15 protein-coding genes are annotated in these 18,197 nt (G+C 48.2%); 6 read left to right on the forward strand and 9 right to left on the reverse strand.

The features are described from left to right. Positions 1 to 476: 476 nt before the first annotated feature. Positions 477 to 965: a hypothetical protein gene (locus tag BIT28_RS27890; RefSeq protein WP_075768240.1), complete on the forward strand. Its 489-nt coding sequence runs from the start codon at positions 477 to 479 to the stop codon at positions 963 to 965. 89 nt (positions 966 to 1,054) lie between these two features. Here BIT28_RS27890 and BIT28_RS27895 read toward each other — a convergent pair whose 3' ends face one another. Further along, a complete protein-coding gene (locus BIT28_RS27895) occupies positions 1,055 to 2,401 on the reverse strand; it encodes a radical SAM protein (protein WP_075768241.1) in 1,347 nt (448 codons plus the stop codon). A gap of 322 nt (positions 2,402 to 2,723) precedes the next feature. Between BIT28_RS27895 and BIT28_RS27900 the strand changes: the two genes are divergently transcribed. After that, positions 2,724 to 3,485: a hypothetical protein gene (locus tag BIT28_RS27900; RefSeq protein WP_217696671.1), complete on the forward strand. Its 762-nt coding sequence runs from the start codon at positions 2,724 to 2,726 to the stop codon at positions 3,483 to 3,485. A 28-nt stretch (positions 3,486 to 3,513) separates the two neighbouring features. On the opposite strand, the gene BIT28_RS27905 is transcribed toward BIT28_RS27900, so the two are convergent. Continuing rightward, positions 3,514 to 4,917: a methyl-accepting chemotaxis protein gene (locus BIT28_RS27905; protein WP_075768243.1), complete on the reverse strand. Its 1,404-nt coding sequence runs from the start codon at positions 4,915 to 4,917 to the stop codon at positions 3,514 to 3,516. 376 nt (positions 4,918 to 5,293) lie between these two features. On the opposite strand from BIT28_RS27905, the gene BIT28_RS27910 reads away from it, so the two are divergent. Then, positions 5,294 to 6,754, forward strand: a complete 1,461-nt coding sequence (locus BIT28_RS27910; protein ID WP_075768244.1) for a methyl-accepting chemotaxis protein — start codon at positions 5,294 to 5,296, stop codon at positions 6,752 to 6,754. A gap of 273 nt (positions 6,755 to 7,027) precedes the next feature. Further along, a complete protein-coding gene (locus BIT28_RS27915; RefSeq protein WP_075768245.1) occupies positions 7,028 to 7,534 on the forward strand; it encodes a glycine cleavage system transcriptional repressor in 507 nt (168 codons plus the stop codon). A gap of 122 nt (positions 7,535 to 7,656) precedes the next feature. On the opposite strand, the gene BIT28_RS27920 is transcribed toward BIT28_RS27915, so the two are convergent. The 3 genes from BIT28_RS27920 to BIT28_RS27930 are packed head-to-tail and all read right to left on the reverse strand — an operon-like array spanning position 7,657 to position 12,958. Beyond that, on the reverse strand, positions 7,657 to 10,782 hold the full coding sequence (locus BIT28_RS27920) for an efflux RND transporter permease subunit (RefSeq protein WP_075768246.1): 3,126 nt from the start codon (positions 10,780 to 10,782) through the stop codon (positions 7,657 to 7,659). Then, positions 10,779 to 11,852, reverse strand: a complete 1,074-nt coding sequence (locus tag BIT28_RS27925; protein WP_075768247.1) for an efflux RND transporter periplasmic adaptor subunit — start codon at positions 11,850 to 11,852, stop codon at positions 10,779 to 10,781. Before BIT28_RS27925 ends, BIT28_RS27920 begins: the two co-directional genes overlap by 4 nt. Next, positions 11,852 to 12,958: an efflux RND transporter periplasmic adaptor subunit gene (locus BIT28_RS27930; protein ID WP_075768248.1), complete on the reverse strand. Its 1,107-nt coding sequence runs from the start codon at positions 12,956 to 12,958 to the stop codon at positions 11,852 to 11,854. The genes BIT28_RS27925 and BIT28_RS27930 overlap by 1 nt, the downstream gene beginning before the upstream one ends. Before the next feature lie 169 nt (positions 12,959 to 13,127). Here BIT28_RS27930 and BIT28_RS27935 point away from each other — a divergent pair, with 169 nt between their 5' ends. Beyond that, the gene (locus BIT28_RS27935) at positions 13,128 to 13,835 is read left to right on the forward strand and encodes a TetR/AcrR family transcriptional regulator (protein ID WP_075768249.1); all 708 of its coding nucleotides are present in this window, start codon (positions 13,128 to 13,130) and stop codon (positions 13,833 to 13,835) included. A gap of 96 nt (positions 13,836 to 13,931) precedes the next feature. On the opposite strand, the gene lpxM is transcribed toward BIT28_RS27935, so the two are convergent. Continuing rightward, positions 13,932 to 14,870 (reverse strand): lauroyl-Kdo(2)-lipid IV(A) myristoyltransferase, encoded by a 939-nt coding sequence (gene lpxM / locus BIT28_RS27940; protein WP_075768250.1) that lies wholly within the window; start codon positions 14,868 to 14,870, stop codon positions 13,932 to 13,934. Between the two features lie 306 nt (positions 14,871 to 15,176). Between lpxM and BIT28_RS27945 the strand changes: the two genes are divergently transcribed. Next, positions 15,177 to 15,923: a glycerophosphoryl diester phosphodiesterase gene (locus BIT28_RS27945; protein WP_075768251.1), complete on the forward strand. Its 747-nt coding sequence runs from the start codon at positions 15,177 to 15,179 to the stop codon at positions 15,921 to 15,923. Between the two features lie 23 nt (positions 15,924 to 15,946). Here BIT28_RS27945 and BIT28_RS27950 read toward each other — a convergent pair whose 3' ends face one another. From BIT28_RS27950 to BIT28_RS27960, 3 genes are all read right to left on the reverse strand, one after another. Next, entirely contained in the window at positions 15,947 to 16,363 is a 417-nt protein-coding gene (locus BIT28_RS27950) for a MarR family winged helix-turn-helix transcriptional regulator (protein WP_075768252.1), read from the reverse strand. Positions 16,364 to 16,376: 13 nt separating this feature from the next. Then, positions 16,377 to 17,354 (reverse strand): CDF family Co(II)/Ni(II) efflux transporter DmeF, encoded by a 978-nt coding sequence (gene dmeF, locus BIT28_RS27955; RefSeq protein ID WP_075768253.1) that lies wholly within the window; start codon positions 17,352 to 17,354, stop codon positions 16,377 to 16,379. A 281-nt stretch (positions 17,355 to 17,635) separates the two neighbouring features. Beyond that, positions 17,636 to 18,157: a cupredoxin family protein gene (locus tag BIT28_RS27960; RefSeq protein WP_075768254.1), complete on the reverse strand. Its 522-nt coding sequence runs from the start codon at positions 18,155 to 18,157 to the stop codon at positions 17,636 to 17,638. Between the last annotated feature and the right edge of the window lie 40 nt (positions 18,158 to 18,197).

An 18,197-nucleotide genomic window follows, 5' to 3' on the forward strand; every position in this document is an offset into this window, starting at 1 on the left:
CTATCTCAAGGTGCTAGTTTCAGCGAGAATTACTTGGCTTTTAGGCTAGGCACCGATTTGAAGATCTAGTGGTTCTAAATCAATAATCGGTAACAACGCGTAGAAGCCAAGTAAACTCGCCCTTTGGGAGTGAACCAGCAAACTCATTTCTGTGTCAAATAACGTTGAAAGGAGTTGCCATTCCTGCCGTTACTTTCCTTGAACTGAGCTCGCTGGTCTCACTCTGAATCCTGTATCTTGAGGTAGCTTGGGTATATATGCCTTTTTCTGTCTGATCTGCCGCGCAGCCAGTAAAAATGGAGTGTGTAGCCTGGTTGGCTTTCTCGAACCGGTGCTTTATTACCGCACTTAATTGTCAAAATTTTGACCTCTGTCACTCTATTTGATCTAAATCTTGATAAAACGCATAGCCCTTAGCTGCCAACGTGCATAATGTCTCGGGTGTCCCGTATTCGTTTAAGTAAAAGGTTACAAATATGTCTGATGTACCAGCGTCTGTTACAAAGGTTGCCGAAGTCGTTCAGCCGGTTGCCGAGTCTTCAGGTTCAATTTGGGGGTATGTAGCAGGTGGTGCTGTCTTACTAGTTCTGGCGGGCTTCTTTGGTTACAGAAAGCTTAATACGCCTGCATTCATCATTAAGCAGGTAAGAAAGAGAAACCTGAAAGAGATCCAGAAGCAGGGTATCGAGAGCTCAGAGTTTATTGTTGATTTGGACAAGCTACTTGATTCAGTACTTGAGTACGCTAACGAAAACAACAAGAAAGGCAGCGATGTTGTGAAGATCATTAGCCCGCTTAATGATGCTGATCGTATCAAGACGCCTCGCGACATGTATCAGGCAATGATTTATATCTGTAATTCAATCAATGACTCATCTCTGGCTCGTGAATTGAAGAATAAGTCCAAGCAGGTTAAGGGCAGTTCAGCTCTGATGACCGGCTTGTTGAAGCGCGCGGGAATCTAATACTGCCATTCGTTTCAAAGAAGGCTGCGTTACGCGATAACGCAGCTTTTTTTATGCGTGTTTGTAACTCCCTGAATATATTTTCTGCATCAGTTAATTGTCCTGCTTCTTCCCCTGAGAAATCGTGACGGTAACTGATCCACGGGGATCACTTTGATGATTTGTTCTGTGCCAGACAGGCTTCCTGTTACCGGAGACCAATATTTTCCTTCGCTTGTTTGTATCGCCTGGTGGATGAACCCGTCCCGCTTGGCATTATGCAGGCACATCGAAATTGGCCCGTCTCGTGTCATGGTATTGAATACGCAGCAGGCTACTCTTTCCTGATCAAGCTGGCTGGCATCCATAAAGTTATGGACGATAAATGAAAGGGTGGTGGCTTTTCCTCTGCTGGTAATTAAGGCCCTTTTGAGTTGCCATAACCTTCTTGATCCCCACACTGCGAGCCTCAAGGCGATCGATGGGTGTTTTAGCAACCAAAGCCCGAAGCGATAGACTGACTGTACTGGTTGGTTGCGTTGCCAGTTGACCGTTTTGCTGGTCCGAAGCACTTGGCCAAAAAGCCGGTTGTCATCGTAAAAGTTATGGGCTTGATTATTAATGACCAAAGCCAGGGCATAGCGATTGCAGTTGGGGTGACCTGCCTGTACGGCATCAAAGTTCAGAACAGTGCCGCTTCCCTGGTTGATGCGCTCTACAGTGTTTTTCAGGGTGATGTCATCAGCGCGCGTTGTTAGTGTCCCTCTGCCGGTATCAGCCTGAAGCTGAAAAGAGGCGGTGCGCAGCTGTGTGGCATGAGCACAGAAGAAGCGAACAAGCTCAGGGATCTCGTGATAATTGCCTTCGTGCAACGTGGTATTGAACATCACACTGAGAGGCAGGCCTTTCACTTTGTCCAGATAGGTACGGCGAACAACATTGAGTTCCAGCTCGGTGTCGTAACCCTTGCGTTGCTGGGTGGTATCGACATGGAAGGCGACATCAGTTAAACCAACACGGCATAGCTTTTCAAGCAGTGACCTGCTTGCCCGAATGCCGTTGGTCATCAAGGTCGCACGCATGCCCAGTTTGCGGATTCTGGCAATAATGGCACATAACTCGTCAGGTTTTCTGAGTGTCGGCTCGCCTCCGGTTACCTGTATATCGGTATTCTTTCCGTAGTAGCGATACACTTGCTCTATTCGTCGCATGACTTCATCGAGTGGCAGATCATGAATCGACTCTGAATGCTCCGACAGATAACAGAGGGTGCAATCCAGATTACACCGCTGGGTGATTTCCACTGCCACACAGGCTATCGGCCAGCGACTTCCCATTTGCTGATTGATATTCCACAGACCGTACTTTTTCATTGTTGTCCTGGCGGCTTTCAACGGATCAGCCACCCAGTCAATTGGCTCCAGCTGCTTAATCTGATCTTTGCTAAACAAGGGCATTTGGCATCCTTTGAAAGAAACGAATGGGCAAGGGGTAGTATTGATAATTTAAGTTCAATAAACAGAGTTGCTCTTTGTTATATCAATGAATAAGCAGACATGAGATTTTTGTGTTTATTTCTATTTACTTTAATTTTTGTAAAGCTAAGTTCTCATTTTCGACTTGGCGTAGATTTGCGTAATTATCGGGGGTGGCCTAGTTTTGGTTGCATAATTCGATGACGTGAGTTGTATCATGTATGCCAATAAAATCAGATGGTTGCTGCTTTTTTTTGCTTTTCTCCTTAGTTATACGACCTCTGCTTATGCAGTGAACTGGCGCATGACGCTCGGCGGGCATGATTTTATTGTTGAGCAGGCTGATTCGCACACTTTCGGAGTCGGAATCGGTGTCTTGGCTTCCTATGAAACGAGCACCGATATCCTGCTGAGCGGACGCGTAAATACGTATGTTGATGTCGATAATGACGAACTAGACCCTGATCATATTCCTGTTTGGTTTCAGTCAGAGTTTCTTGTCAACGGTGAGCTTACCGAGTTATCTGATCGGGCTGCCATAGATTGGTTTGTCGGCCTTGATGACAGGCGCAATACCGTCAGTTCTGTCGAAAAACAGCATAAGCTGATGCCGGGTATTGACATAGGCTGGAGCAGCCCGGTTTATGATGCTGGTGTAAAAGCTTCCGCAGGATATTACTTCCTGGAGATTGATGATGATGTTCCGAGGACTCGGGGCTATGATCGTGGTGGGTTGCGGAATGAAACATCCGCAGGTTCATTGCAGCTTTATGCTGGTATTGAGCTAGGCTCAAGTGTGAACTTGTATGCTTTTGCCCAGCAATGGCATGACGGTGATGACTGGCTGGAAAATAAATTTGTCATGACCTTTGCCTATAATGCTAACCATTGGCTGAAGGGGGGCTGGTTTGAAGGTGGTCAGCTGGTGCTTGATATTGAGCATACTGAATACAACCTGGCCCCCTATGATAACAGGCTGGCAGATGATCCTGATTACCTGCCGGTTTTACCCTGGGATAATGATACTTTTGTCAGCGTGCACATAGATTTTCCGCTGAGCTGGTGAAGGTGTGTTCATTGTTCTGATGCAGAAGCTATACCTCCAAATCTTTCATTAAGCTTTCCAGTACATCGGCCTGTTGGTAGAGGCGGTGTATCTCTTCGGTAGACTGAGTCACCATATCAGCAACCTGGCGAGATTGTTCCCTAACTTGCTCTACATCAGAGGCAATGTTGTCAGCAACAGCCCCTTGTTCTTCAGCGGCTGCAGCGATTTCTATGCTTCGACCAGAAATAGACTGATTTTTTGCTGAGATCTGGTCAATATCCTGATTAACCGAGCTCATCATTTTTTCACTGGATTCAGCATTGCTTACTGTGTGCTGCATTACTTTCATCAAACGTTGGCTGTTGCTTTGCAGCGCTTCAATCATTTGCTGAATTTCTACCGTAGCATTCTGTGTTCGGCTGGCCAGAGTGCGAACTTCATCAGCAACCACTGCAAACCCTCGGCCTTGTTCTCCGGCTCGGGCTGCTTCAATGGCGGCGTTAAGAGCCAATAAGTTAGTTTGCTCTGAGATAGCACTAATCGTGGCTACTACGTCATCGATCTGGGCGGCGTTACTGTCTAGCTCCTTAACGGCCTTAGAGGCAGAATTGATCTCGGTGCCTAGCTGGTTAATGGCAGAGAGAGTGGTTATGACTTGTGTTTGGCCTTGGGTTGTTAGCTGTGCCGCCTCACGAGTTTGACTGGATGTGTCATGGGCATGGCTGGCTACTTCGCGAACTGAGCTAGCCATTTGTTCTGTGGCACTGGCTAGAGAATCGATCCGCTCTTGCTGCTGTAGGGTTAAGGTTTCGTTGTCATTACTGCGCTGGCGAAGCTCGGAGCTGATTTGTTGGATCAACGCAATGGCTTCCTGAGTCGCAATAACCAGTTTGTGTTCACGCTCAGACACGCGGTCGACTGTTCTGGCGATGAGGTTAAAGTCATTTCGTGCTGGAGCATGGTTGATTCGATAAGAAAGATCACCATTAGCCAGACGTGTCACTGCATCATAGATATTGTAAAGGGCGCCGCCCATAAAGGTCATGATGTAGTAGAGACACATAATAATAAAAAGGCATGCAGCAACAATAATAGCTGAGTGGCTAATTGTGAGAGCAGAAAGTAGATTGGGCTGTTCGGTGATCGTTAGCTGATAGTCAGAATTTGCCACTTGAGCGGTATACTTGCCGCTAAAGCCAACCTGAATGTTGCTGCCTGCCAGGACACGGGTTACGTCACTCTGGGTTAAATTAGTCTGGGATATAAGGGTCGCGACGGTTTCCATTTCTTGTCGCAATATCTGGTTTTGTTGGTTTTCTGCCGCATCAATCAGAGTTGCGCTAACAACAATAATAGCAAGGAGCGGGGCAAAAAAGAGGATTAAAAAATTCTCCCTAATTGTCACATTGATTAGGTGTTTATCTATCCAGCGGAATGCAATCTCTTTCATCTTTATGTCCTGGTGGCAGCAAGGAGTACAGCTTGTATAAGTGGTCGTTATTATGAGTGAAACAGAATTCCAATAATGTTGAAAGGGGTGATCTAGATCACGTTGGGGGAGAATGAATGGTTAGAGATTTTGGTGTTGAATAAGGTTGCTTGTTTGCTGTAAGTGGGGGGGGAGGAGGTTTCATCCAGAGGGTTCACAGCTCAGATAAGCTATTTCACTAGATATGTCGATAAGACATGCCTCATGGCAATATTGTGATCGCGGTCTATATTCCTTGAAAATATTGTCAGGCTCGTCAATAAATTACCTGTTGTATATCACAACAAATTTCTTCAACTGTTACCATAACGTTTTAGGCTTATTACATGGTATCACGATGAGAGAAGTTGAATTCAGGACCGTTGATCGTCTGTTTATCAAAATGTCTATCAATGACAAATTTTGGGTATTGTTTTTGGCAATAGCCGCAGTTGTTGTTGGTGTGTCAGGCAGTCAGTATTATTCTGCATTATCTCGTATCGAAGCCGCCTCTGTTCAGCGCGTTGAGGCGCAGGTCGAAGCGTCGGTTAATACGTTGCAGGTAGCAGGGCTTACTCGTCAAGAACAAGAACAGGCGCTGTCGAAGCAAAATATTAAGCTGGTCTCTTCTTCAGCCGGATCTTCACGTGATAACGATGTGATCACTGCATCTGCACCTGTGCCGGGCGGCGGTTATGCAGTGTTGACCCAACCTGCCGGTGCTGTTGAAACCGAAGCTAAAGGGCAGGCTTTCTCCCACTTTATTTATTCTTTATTGACGCTGGCACCGATTGCACTGATTTGTTATTGGCTGGCTACTTTCCTAGGTGGCGCATTGTGGGTGATGCACCAGGCAACACGCCGTATTGCTGAAGGTGATCTGACTTCTCGTTTGGGATTCCATGTTGGCCGGGATGAGTTTGGTATCATTGGTTTTGAGCTTGATCGTACGATGGATACCCTTAGTGAGCTGGTTGAAACAGTAAAAGGTAGCTCGGCCACTTTACACAATACGGCTGCGACATTTGGCCAGGAAGCGCAGAACTCTGAGCAACAGATTAACCAGCAGTATGCATCTGTAGATTCAGTTGCAACCGCGATGGAAGAGATGACGGCTTCAGCCAAAGATATTGCCAGTATCTCAGTGCAGGCAAATGATCGATTTGACGAAGATACCGCGAAGCTGCAGCAGAGTAATGAGAAGGTGCAGAATGCTATCGTGGTAATTACCAAGCTGTCTGAACAGACCGATGCAGCATCGGCGACTGTTAGTAGCCTGAACGAGAAGGCGACGGAAATCAACGAGGTGATTACAACGATCAACGCTATTTCTGAGCAGACCAACTTGCTGGCATTGAATGCGGCAATTGAAGCGGCGAGGGCCGGTGAGCAAGGCCGCGGGTTTGCTGTTGTTGCTGACGAGGTACGTACGTTGGCAGGACGCACCCAGCAGGCGACGGTCGAGATCCAGTCAATGATCGACAAGCTCCAGGCTGAAACCAACGGTATTTCGCAAATTACGTCAGAGACTTTGGAGCAGGCTTACCAGAGCCGCGAGGTGATCACTGAAATCGGTGCAGACGTTAACTATATTGCCGAGTCATCCAAGCTGGTGATGGATATGAGTGCCCAGATAGCTACAGCTGCCGAGCAGCAGACGGCGGTGGCCAATGATATTGCCTCTGAGCTGCATGATATTCGTAATCAATCGAGTGTGATCCGCTCTGTGACCGAACAGTCTGTTGCCAGTGTGCAGGAGCTGTCTGATGCGTCTCAGTCGTTGGGGCGAATTCTGGAAAAATACCGTACAGCCAATTAAGCCTATTTTTTCAGCAATTGCATAAACAAATGCCAGCCGATTTAAACCGGCTGGCATTTTTGTTTGCATCTACAATTAGCCTCTAAGATAAATAGCTAATGCAAATCAGTGATATACCAAATTGTTACATAAATTGTAGGTGAATATGCATGGTTAGTATGAACTGAGTCACTGCAGGAGTGCGGGTTGCTTGCTAGTCTGAATAGGTGACCTGCAATTTTTCGTCTGGTTACAACGCGTTAATACATGATGTATTTACAGAGGGGACGGCTTATGAATATTCAGTTGACAATAACTATTGCGGGTCAGGATCACCCTCAATTAATTAATCAACTTGCAGCTAAAACCCATGAGCTGGGAGGAAAGTGGTTGGTGAGTAAAATCAACCGCTTGGATAACCAGATAGTTGGTCTTATCAAGGTCGACATTCCTGCAGAAACGGCAGCTATGCTCAAAGAGGCATTTAATCGCCTGACTGATCTGAATGTACGTATTATTGAAGCGCCTCAGGCTGCGCCAAAGGGTAGTGTCGAGTCGTTGAAACTAAAAGTAGAGTCCAGTGATAGGCCGGGGATCGTCAACGACATTACTAATATCCTGGATGATATTGGGATCGAGATCGTCAAAATTGAAAACTACCGGATCGGTGTTGCGGATCTTGGTCAGGCCCTGTTTATTGCTGAGTTGATGGTAGAGGTACCGAGCGAGGTCAATGTTGACCAGTTGCTTGAGGCCGTTCAGCAAGTTGAAGAAGACATGCGGGTCAGTGTGGTTGAGTAAGGAGCTCTATTCCGGAGCCCTATAACTCACTATAAAAATGTCTCGTCCTGTAATTTTTGAAAATAAAGGCTCACCTCGGTGAGCCTTTTGCTTGTGTTTCGTATTATCCGTTCATAGCTTGATTAAGCCGATGCCAGGCTTGGCTCAGCTGTCATTTGCTGACGTGCTGGTGGCCGAATGCGGTAAAGCAATGCATACAGAACCGGTACCACAACCAGGGTGAGGATAGTGGCAAAGCCGAGACCGAACATAATGGTAATCGCCATCGAGCCGAAAAACGCATCGGTAACCAGCGGGATCAAGCCGAGAATGGTGGTGAAGGCGGCCATACTGACTGGTCTGACACGGCTGATGGCACTATCGACGACTGCCTGATAAGGTGCCTTGCCTGATGCCATCTCGAGGTTGATCTGATCCATCAGTACAATACCGTTTTTCAGTACCATGCCGCTCAGGCTCAGTAGCCCTAGTAAGGCGGTGAAGCTAAATGGCATATTGGTGCTTAACAGGCCGACAGTGACACCGACGATAGACAGTGGCACGGTAAACCAGATCACCAATGGCTTTTTCACCGAGTTAAAGAGAAATACGGTGATGATGAACATGAACAGGTAACCCATCGGCAGTGAGCTGAATAGTGCTTCCTGAGCATCACCTGATGCCTCGAACTCTCCGCCCCAATCCAATGAGTAGCCAGCCGGCAGAGCAATCGCCTCGACTTGCGGGCGTACCCGGGCAAAGACTGTCGCCGCGGTTTCGTCACCCAGAATATTATGGTCAGCCAAAACAGTCAGGGTACGCTTTCTGTCTTTGCGCTGGATCAGTGGTTCGCTCCAGTCCAGCGAGATTGTATTTACCACCTGCTGAATCGGCACATAGCTTTGCAGTGTCGGGCTCCACAGCTTAAGGTTTTGCGATGTTTCGTAGTTGACGCGCTCATCCTCCGGCAGGCGGATCACTATTGGCAGCAACTGGGTGCCGTCACGGAACAAGCCGATTTGGTTGCCGCCGAACGCCATTTGCAGGGTATTGGCCAGATCGGTTTTTGAAATCCCCAATCGACGGGCTTGAGACTCGTTAAACTGCGGTACCAACTCCTTGGTACGTTCACGCCAGTCATGGCGGATATTACGCGTTCCCGGATCTGCGCGGAAAATATCCTCAACCTGGGCGGCGTACTGGCGCAGGACTGTCGGATCAGCTCCAATCAGTCGGGCTTCGATTTTCGAAGCCGGAGACGGGCCGATTTCCATCATTCTGAACTGGAACATCACCCGGTTAAACTGGATTCGTAGCTCACTATCGAGCTGTTTCATTATCGGAAGTTGTTGCTCACGATCGCGAATTCGTACCTGTAGCTGAGCAAAGGCTTCATAGCTTTTTTCCGGACTGTAAGTCAGGCTGAATCGTTGCAGACCCTGACCTGTTGTCGAAGAGACGAACTCCACCTCCGGAATGGCCTGAATATACGCTTCTACTTTTTGCACTTGCTGGTAGGTGGTGTGAATGTCAGTGCCTTCCGGCATCCACATATCGACATAGAATATCGGAGTATTGGCGGGCGGGAAGAAGGCGTTTTTTACATAGCCAAAGCTAAATACCGAGCCGACAAGCAGGCTTATCATTAAGGCGATAGTCAGCATGCGGAAGCGTAGGCAAAGACGTAGCAAGCCATTGAACAGGTTAAATATAACGCCCTGATAGGCATCAATTTCTTCGCTATTCTCCTCGCCATTTTCCTTGTTATGGCCTGTTTGTGTGGTCTTGTTTTCCTTGAGCAGTAGATCGGCAAGAAACGGTGTTAAGGTGATGGCCGTGATCCAGCTCAGGAACAAGGAGAAGCACAATACCCAGAACAGTGAACCCATGAATTCACCCGTAGCATCCGGCGATAGGCCGATAGGCGCAAATGCCGTAATGGCGATCACTGTTGCACCAAGTAGCGGCCAGCGTGTCTGCTGGACAATATCAACGGCGGCTTGAAGCTTGGTTCGGCCCCGCTTGAGCCCGACAAGGATCCCCTCGACGACGACAATGGCGTTATCAACCAGCATACCCAAGGCAATAATCAAGGCTCCCAGAGAGATCCGCTGGAGCTCGATATCGGATAGCTTCATTAAGATGAAGGTACCGAAAACAGTCAATAGCAGTACCAGGCCAATGATGATCCCGCTGCGCAGCCCCATGGTAAAAAGCAGAACAACAATGACAATACCGACAGCCTGTGCAAGGCTGATGATAAAGCCGTTGACGGATTTATTGACTTCCTTGGCCTGGTTATAGAGGGTATGAATTTCGATGCCAGCAGGCTTGATGCTTTCAAGCTCCTGCAGGCGCTGATCAAGCTGCTTGCCTACCTCAACGACATTGACACCGCTAGAGAAGGAGATCCCCAGATTGATAGCCGGCTGGCCGTTAAAATTGATGAGGTTAGATGGTTTTTCGACGATATCCCGGTTGATAGTGGCAACATCCTTCAGCCGGATCAGGTTACCGGTATCGCGACCATGAATGATCAGGTTCTCGTAGGTTTCCACTGAGTTGAGAGAGCCTGAAGGACGGATATTCAGTGACTCACCATTGAGGGTAATATCGCCAGCGCTGATCACCTCGTTCTGCTGGCTAAGCAGGCCAATTACGGTATTGAGATCCAGATTTAGGGCAGCAAGACGTTTCATCGACAGCTCGACAAACAATTGTTCCTGCTGATCGCCGGCTATGCTGACCTTACCAACACCCTCGACCAGTTCCAGTTCACGGGATAGGTAATCGATGTAGCGTTTTAGCTCAACATAGGAGTAATCATCGCCAGTGATCATCAGCATGATGCCAAATACATCACCAAAGTCGTCCATGATCTGAACCGGTTGCACGCCCGGAGGTAATGACGGCTGGAGATCATTGACCTTGCGGCGCAGTTCATCCCAGATCTGCGGCAGGATATCCGGGCCATAGTCCATTTTCATACTGACCATGATCTGGGACATTCCGGCTGAGGAGGTCGAGGTGATGGTATCGACGTACGGTAGTTGTCGAATTGCTTTTTCTAGCGGATAGGTTAGCTCTTCTTCGACTTCCATGGAGGTTGCTCCCGGATAGGTCGCAATTACCATGGCATCCTTGATGGTGAAAGCAGGGTCCTCAAGCCTTCCCAGACCGTTAAAGGAAACGACGCCACCGATCGTGAGGATCAACAGGAACATCCAGCTGATCACCTTGTTGCGGATAGAGTATTCAGCAATGTTCACAGATTTTGCTCCTGTTGTACGGTTGTGACGGGCTGTCCTTCTCTCAGCTGGGCCTGTCCGGAGGTAATAATTTGATCGCCGAGGTTAACGCCTTGGGCTATTAGCACACCTGATGTATGTATTTGGCTAACCTCAACCTGTGACTGATAGGCTTTGTCTTGTTTGACTTTCCAAACCACAAATTGGCCTGGTTCAGTGGCCGGTACCACGGCAGTCATCGGTACCCGGTAACCATCGGCACTGCTCAATCCGGCCTGATTAAGATCAACCTTAACCGTGGCGGCAGTACCGGGCAGGATAGGGGGCTGGGTCTGCGGCATGCTCAGCCAGGCGTCAAAGCTCATTCCCTGAGGTGTTGGCTCGGAGGTGTGCTCAAGGTAGTCCATCGCATAAGCCTGCTTATTGCCGGCGAAGTAAGCGGTGGGCTGATAGTCTCCGCCTTGGTTCTGAGGATTAAACCGGGCCAGCAGGCTGTCAGGGACCTGGAGTTTCACATACAGCTGGTCGATTTGGTAAAGCTCGATAACGGTTTCACCCGGTGCGACGCTTTCGAAGGTTTCTTTTGTTGTATGACTAACTTGGCCGGCAAAAGGGGCATACAGTTTGGAGTCATTGAGCTGTTTTTTTACCAGCTGATGATTCGCCTTGGCTTTTTTGTAGTTTGCCTGTAGTTCGTCGAATTCAGCCTGAGAGATCAGCTTCTTGCCCAGCAAGCGCTGCGCCCGGGTCAATTGGCGATAGGAAAGATCATGCTGGGCAATGGCATCTTCCAGTCTCTGGATCAGTTTGCGATTGTCGAGTCGGGCCAGTAACTGCCCTCGCTTGACTTGCTGCCCGGGTTTGACCATTAGCTCGGTGATTTCGCCTTCGACCGGGAAGGATAACGGGGTAAGTTCCGCTGCCACAACCTGGCCATTGAATTCGCGGGTGTTAATCGACACAGGCTCTTCCAGTGTGATGGTTGAAATAACCAAGGGAACACGTTGCGTTTCTTCCTGCTCGCCCTGGCAGCCGGCCATAACCAAAGCTGAAAGGCACAGGGCGGCTAATTTTGAGTATGTCTTTATCATTAGATCCCCCCTTCTTTTTCCCAGCCACGGATTTGCTGGTTATGCTGGAGCATTTTGGCACCGGCTGTAACGATACGATCGCCAGCGTTTACTCCGCCAATAACATACCCCTGGGCATCCAGTTCGACAGTAATTGCCTCCAGTTGGTTGGTATCAGGCTGAATCCGCCAGACCTGGGCCGGCATAGTGAATTCGTTAATATCATCGGTGGCAGAGGGTTTGGTTATGAAAGCCCCTTCCGGCAACAAGATAGCAGCAGGAGCAGCGCTGCCTTGTTTGATATGCGCAACACCTGACATGCCCGGCAAAATATTGAGTGTTGCTGGGCGGTTGACGGTCAGTGTCACGTTGTAGCTGTTGGTATCAGGATCGGGCTGGGTAGCAATCTCTTTGAAACTAGCCGGTAGCGTTAGGCCCGGAAAGTTGTCCAGTTTGACGCTCAGCATGTTTTCATTAAGACGCTGCGCTTTTAATTGCTCGGCAATAGGAACCGGAATATTAAACTGCACATCAAACTGTTTGTTGCTCAATAGGTTCAGTACTGGTTGGTTGGCTGCAGCAAATTGGTGTGATTTGGCATGGGTTAGCGAGACAATACCGTCAAACGGTGCCTGCAGCTTTGTATGTGACAAGTCGGTTGTTGCCTGCTCTAGGTTTGCTTTGGCGGCCTTGTAGGCAGCATAAGTTTGATCGTATTGCGCCTGGCTTATCAAACGGTTGGCAATAAGCTGCTCGGCACGAGCCAGCTTGGCCTGCTGCAGTTCAAACTCTGCCTGGCTGCTGGTGACGGCAAGCTGATAATTTTCCTTGTCCATGGTTGCCAGAACATCGCCTGCCTCGACGGTTTGCCCCATCTTTACGTTAACAGCATCTATTTTGCCGCTGATTTGAAAGGCGAGTTTTGCGTGCTCGGTGGCGTTTACCTGAGCGACAAAGCGGTATTCATTGCCTTTTTCTGCGGCAGGTATTTCCATCACTCTGACCGGTACAACCGTTTCTTGAATGACATCTGATTGGGCGGGCTTACAACCCTGTAGTACGAGCACTGCGCCAAATAAAGCAGTTATCATACTGATTTTTAAGGTGATAAAGCGTTTGCCTTTCATCCTGAACTCCAAAGAGTGGGTGATATTTATTTTGCTATCCATTTGTGCAGTATATTTGTCGGGTAAGGTGATTTCAAGTATGCTGCACATATGTGCAGTATAATTAGGTGGGTTTGTCAGGATCTTTTTGGTAAAACGACCCGGTTAATGATTTTGGAGTAGCTGGAATATGACGGAGAAACGAGTTGGTCGACAGACTGCCAAGGCCGCAGAAGAAACACGCAAACAGATATTGTGTGCAGCCACTGAGCTGTTTTGCTGTCAGGGATTTAAGGCTGTATCGCTAAGGGCTATTAGCGAGAAAGCAGGCGTTTCCCACAGCCTGATTCGTCACCATTTCGGCAGTAAGCTAAAGATCTGGAAGCAGGTCAATGATGAAATGGAGAACTATTTTCGTCAGTACATTTCAGATTTGCTGCATACGCAAGATTCCCAACTGAAAAGTAACTATCGGTTGTTCAATGTATTGACGACTTTGCTGGCGAGGTTGCTGGTCGATCCCCGTCCGATGCAGATACTGGCTGATGCCATGAAGCAAGAGCAGGAGCTGGTTGTCTATTTTCTTGATGAAAGTTATGAGATGGCAGAGCTGTTTGAAAGCCTGCTTAATGAATGCCACAAGGAAGGATACATTCAGGACTATCAGGTCAATGAGTTGAAATGGTTGACGGCAAGCTATGCTCACTCTGCCACCTCATTGGCACCACTGATGCGGGGTACTTACCCTGAGGTTGAATCTGAATCCGCCTGTTTGTTGAAGCACTGGCACCTTTACGCCAGAATGCTGGCCGCTCAGCTGGAAATACCGGCGGACGATATTCCCCAACCGGCACAGCTTGAAGACTTGCTCCAGGCTGTGCCGTGGGAGTGTAAATAAATTTTATGCTATACCCAAGCTACCGCTATTTTCTTTGAACTGAACCCGCTGGTCTTACTCTGAATCCGGTATCTTGAGGTAGTTTGGGGATACTGATCAGTAGCGCTGGCTGCCGTCGGGCAGGTGGCGCATAATGCTCATTACCCACATGTACTGTTCCGGCTGTTTTCTGATCATCTCTTCCAGCACTTTGTTCATGTAGCAGGCATCTTCGTACTCATTTCCGGATGGAAAATCAGTGAGTGGTGCCTGGATATTGATCTCATAACGGCCAGTTTCCATATTAAAGGATGGGAATACCGGCAGGACCGCGGCATTGGCCAGTTTGGCCAGCTTGCCGACGCCCTTGACTGTGGCCTTTTCATTTCCAAAGAATGGGGCAAATACACTTTGCTGCGCACCGTGATCTTCATCCGGCAGGTAGTAAGCCAGATACCCATCTTTGATTGATTTCAGGTACGGTTTGATGCCTTGGCTGCGGGTATAGATGCGGCCGCCGAACTGCATACGTTGCAGGTTCATCAGCCAGTCAGCGATTGGGTTTTTCTGCGGACGGATCATCGCGACCATCGGCATTTCTTTGGCGGCAAAATAGAGTGCGGTGAAATCGATGGCCCAGTTGTGCGGTACCAGCATAATAATATTTTTATTTTGCTGCCGAAGCTCGTGAAGGTAGTGCTCGCCGTTCACATCATGGCTGTTGATAACGAATTTACGGCCTTTGATAAATGGCTGGGCAAACCCCAGCAAGACTGTCCCGGCAGTTGCGTATGAGCGCTCAAGCAGCGCCAGTTGCTGCTGCTCGGTCATATCTGGGAAGCACAGTTGAATATTGATAAGTGCCCGTCGCTTGGCGCTATTGTTTTTGGAGACAAAATACTTGGCAAGACGGGTTGCCATAGCGACTCGTACACGGTGCGGGAGCAGGGACAGCAAAAGAGCAAAAGGTAGCCCCAGCCAGGTTAGCCAGTACCTGGGATGGAGAAATGAAGAATTAAAAACAGGGTTGTACTCGCTGTACATTTTGTTGCTCATGCTGATAAATCCAAAGGTGCCTTGTTGTTTTTTAGGTCTTGAACGGGGAGCAATTTGTCAAGATTGAGTTCGGAATTGTAAGTCTTATCGTGCCGGAATCAAGTATTACGCTTGGCAATCGTTGTTTCTTCGCGAAATGGAGCCGCTCGAGCGGCATAGTGCTTTTAAATATATTGCCTGAGATAAGTTATACATTAGCTCCTGTCACAATGTTGCGGCTTTGATGTCCGTCAGCTAGTGTCTCGGTATGTTGATGGCGGTATAGTCTTTATGTAACTCCTATCTTTAACCTATACGGGCTCGTAAATGAAAACTCTCTTTGCGCATCGTGGTATGTCTTCTCTGGCCCCTGAAAATACCCTTGCTGCTTTTTCGTTGTGCCGACAGCTTGGAATTCAATGGATTGAGTGCGATGTCGATATATTGGCTGACGGGACTGTTGTTGTCTCTCACGACGATACCCTGGATCGCTGTACCGACCAAAGCGGTAACCTGGCCGAACTTACCAAGGCGGATTTGAACGATATTGATGCCGGAAGCTGGTTTCATGATGATTTTATCGGTGAGCCGATCCCGACCTTTGAGCAGCTGATAACTCTGGTTAACCAGCATGAGCTGAATATTAATGTTGAGATCAAGTCCTGTTCGGCTGGCTGGGCGATGACCGATAAGCTGATTGCTAATGTGATCACAGCGTTGGCGCAGTTAGATACCGGACGTGGGTTGATAGTCTCAAGCTTTAATCATCTTGCTTTGGCAGAGTTTAAGTGTCGTCGACCGCAGACTTCGGTTGCCTGTTTATTTGAAGCCGCGAGTCTTGGTGATGACTGGGAGTCTGTGATGCAGGCGTGCGGGGCGGATTATATTCATCCGGAAGATCAGCACCTGACTCAGGCGATGGTAGCCCGGTTTAAGTCTGCGGGTTACAAGATTAATGTGTATACCGTGAACGATTTGGCCCGTGCTAACCAGCTATTTAACTGGGGCGTCGATGGGGTATTTACTGATATCGCCCACCGTTTTCCGTCAAAGTATAAGCTGCGCGGGAAATGAGACATTCCCGCGCGGGTTAGGATTTAAAACTCCTGGTTTATCTTGACCAGATATTTCAATAGGTTGCTTCGCTCATCTTCATCAAGGCCTGCTGTGATATCTTGTGTTAACGCGAGGTGCAGGTCGTCATGCTCGTGATACATGGCTGTTCCTTTCTCCGTTAGCTCCACAAGAATAGAGCGCCGATCCGATTCATGCGGTCGGCGTTGGAGCAGTTCACTTTTGACCATTTTATCGACTTGAACAGTTAGGGTGCCGGTGGTGACACCGATCTTGTCTGCCAGCTCTTTCATGCGCATGGCCCCATGGACCCCGAGAATTTCCACGATGTGAACCTGAGGCAGGGTAAAGCCCTTGTCGCGAACGACAGACTGCTCCCAGGACGAGAGTTTTTCGTAGAATTCAATAATTGTATGGTTTAACTGTTCAATATCTTTCATTAAATATCCGTGGTCAGTGCAAGTCCTGACACCTGTTTACTTCAATGGTCAGGTGGTTGAGTTTATCGAAATTTGCCAGTAATTGCTTGTAATCCTGTGCCGGTTTCGGTGTGTGGGTAACCAATGAGATCATCGCGGCATAATGATTGGCGCTGACTTTCCAGATATGAATATCACTGACTTTGTTATCTGCATCATCTTCCAGAGTGTCGATAATTTTTTGCTGGTACGTTTCGTCAATATTGCTGTCGAGCAAGATAGGGCTGGTTTGTTTCATAAGCCCCCACGCCCAGCGGGTAATGATCACGGCACCGACAATTCCCATGATGGCATCAAGCCAGTGCAGGCCGTAATACTTGCCAAATAGCAGAGCGACAATGGCCAGTACAGAGGTGAGTGCATCGGCAAGTACGTGAAAGTAGGCAGCTTTGAGGTTGTGATCGTGATGATGGTGGTCATGACTGTGGTTATGGTCGTGGCTATGACTATGACTATGACTATGACTATGACTATGACCGTGATCATGATGATGGTGGTGATCATCTTTGAGCAGAAACGCACTGGCGATATTGACGCTAAGGCCAATAACAGCCACCAATATAGCCTCGTTGAACTGAATGGTTTCAGGTGAGAACAACCGCTGGACAGATTCAACCATCATCAGCAATGCAACCAACCCCAGGGCTATTGCACTGGTAAAACCGCCCAGTACACTGACTTTCCCGGTTCCGAACGAAAAGTCCCGGTTATCTGAATGTTTGCGTGCATAGCGGTAGGCAAAGATGGTGATCATAAAAGCGGCAGCATGTGTGCCCATATGCCAGCCGTCGGCGAGTAGTGCCATTGAACCATACAAGCTGCCAGCTGTAATTTCAGCCACCATAGTAAAAATGGTCAGCCACAACACCCATAGGGTACGTTTCTCTCCTTTGGGGTTAATAGATACAAAGTTATGCGAATGTTGCCATTGGCTCAGAGTTTGGGAATGCACAATGCTGCCTCGTGTGAAATTGTTTGATGCTAATATAGTTTGGTTTTCAAACTATATTTTCATCATATAGTTTGAAGATCAAGGTAAATTGTTGTCTTGATGCAAATTTAGGTCGTTTCTAAAGTATGGTGTTGTTGGAGATGTAGTAGCTGGCCGCTGCAATTGTCACGGTGTCGGGTAGTGCGCAAAGAGAAAGAGTGGGAGTAGAACAAGGGAGCAATGGTTGCTGCTCCCTTTTTTCAATTTTTCTTTTTAGATAACAGGACTTGTATATCCGGCTTTTAGCGTAGGATCGTATTCATTTTCATACCAGCTTCGGCATGGCCAGGAATATTGCAGGAAAACTCAACAAAGTTCTGCCCCATGAAATGCCAGCCGAGTTCTGCGGTTTCACCGGCCTGCAAGGTGACTGTCGTGCCGTCCGAATGCTGCATATCCGGCATGGAGCGCATCATTGCCCGGTGCTTGTCTTGCTCGTCAATGCTACCAATTGAGAATTCATGAGGAATTTGGCCGGTATTCGTGACCACGAAGCGCACGATATCGCCTTGTTTAATATTGAGTGCAGGCGAAAACTGCATTTTCATGTCATCGCTAAGGCTTACCTTGACTGTTTGTGTTGCTTGCTCGACAGGAGCGGGCATACCAACGGCGGAGGCCATCTTTCCGTGGTGCTCCATGTTGTCGTGGTGCATGTTGCTGTGGTCCATCTGACTGTGATCCATCCCCTCATGCTGCCCAGCGGCAAAGCTTGTCGCAGCGGCAAACAGTAACCCTATTGGTAGTAGTTGATAGTTCTTCATTTATCGTTCCTTTCAATTATTCTTCTTCACAAAAGTACGT

The organism is Photobacterium proteolyticum, assembly GCF_001939735.1.
Classification (GTDB): Bacteria; Pseudomonadota; Gammaproteobacteria; order Enterobacterales; family Vibrionaceae; genus Photobacterium; species Photobacterium proteolyticum.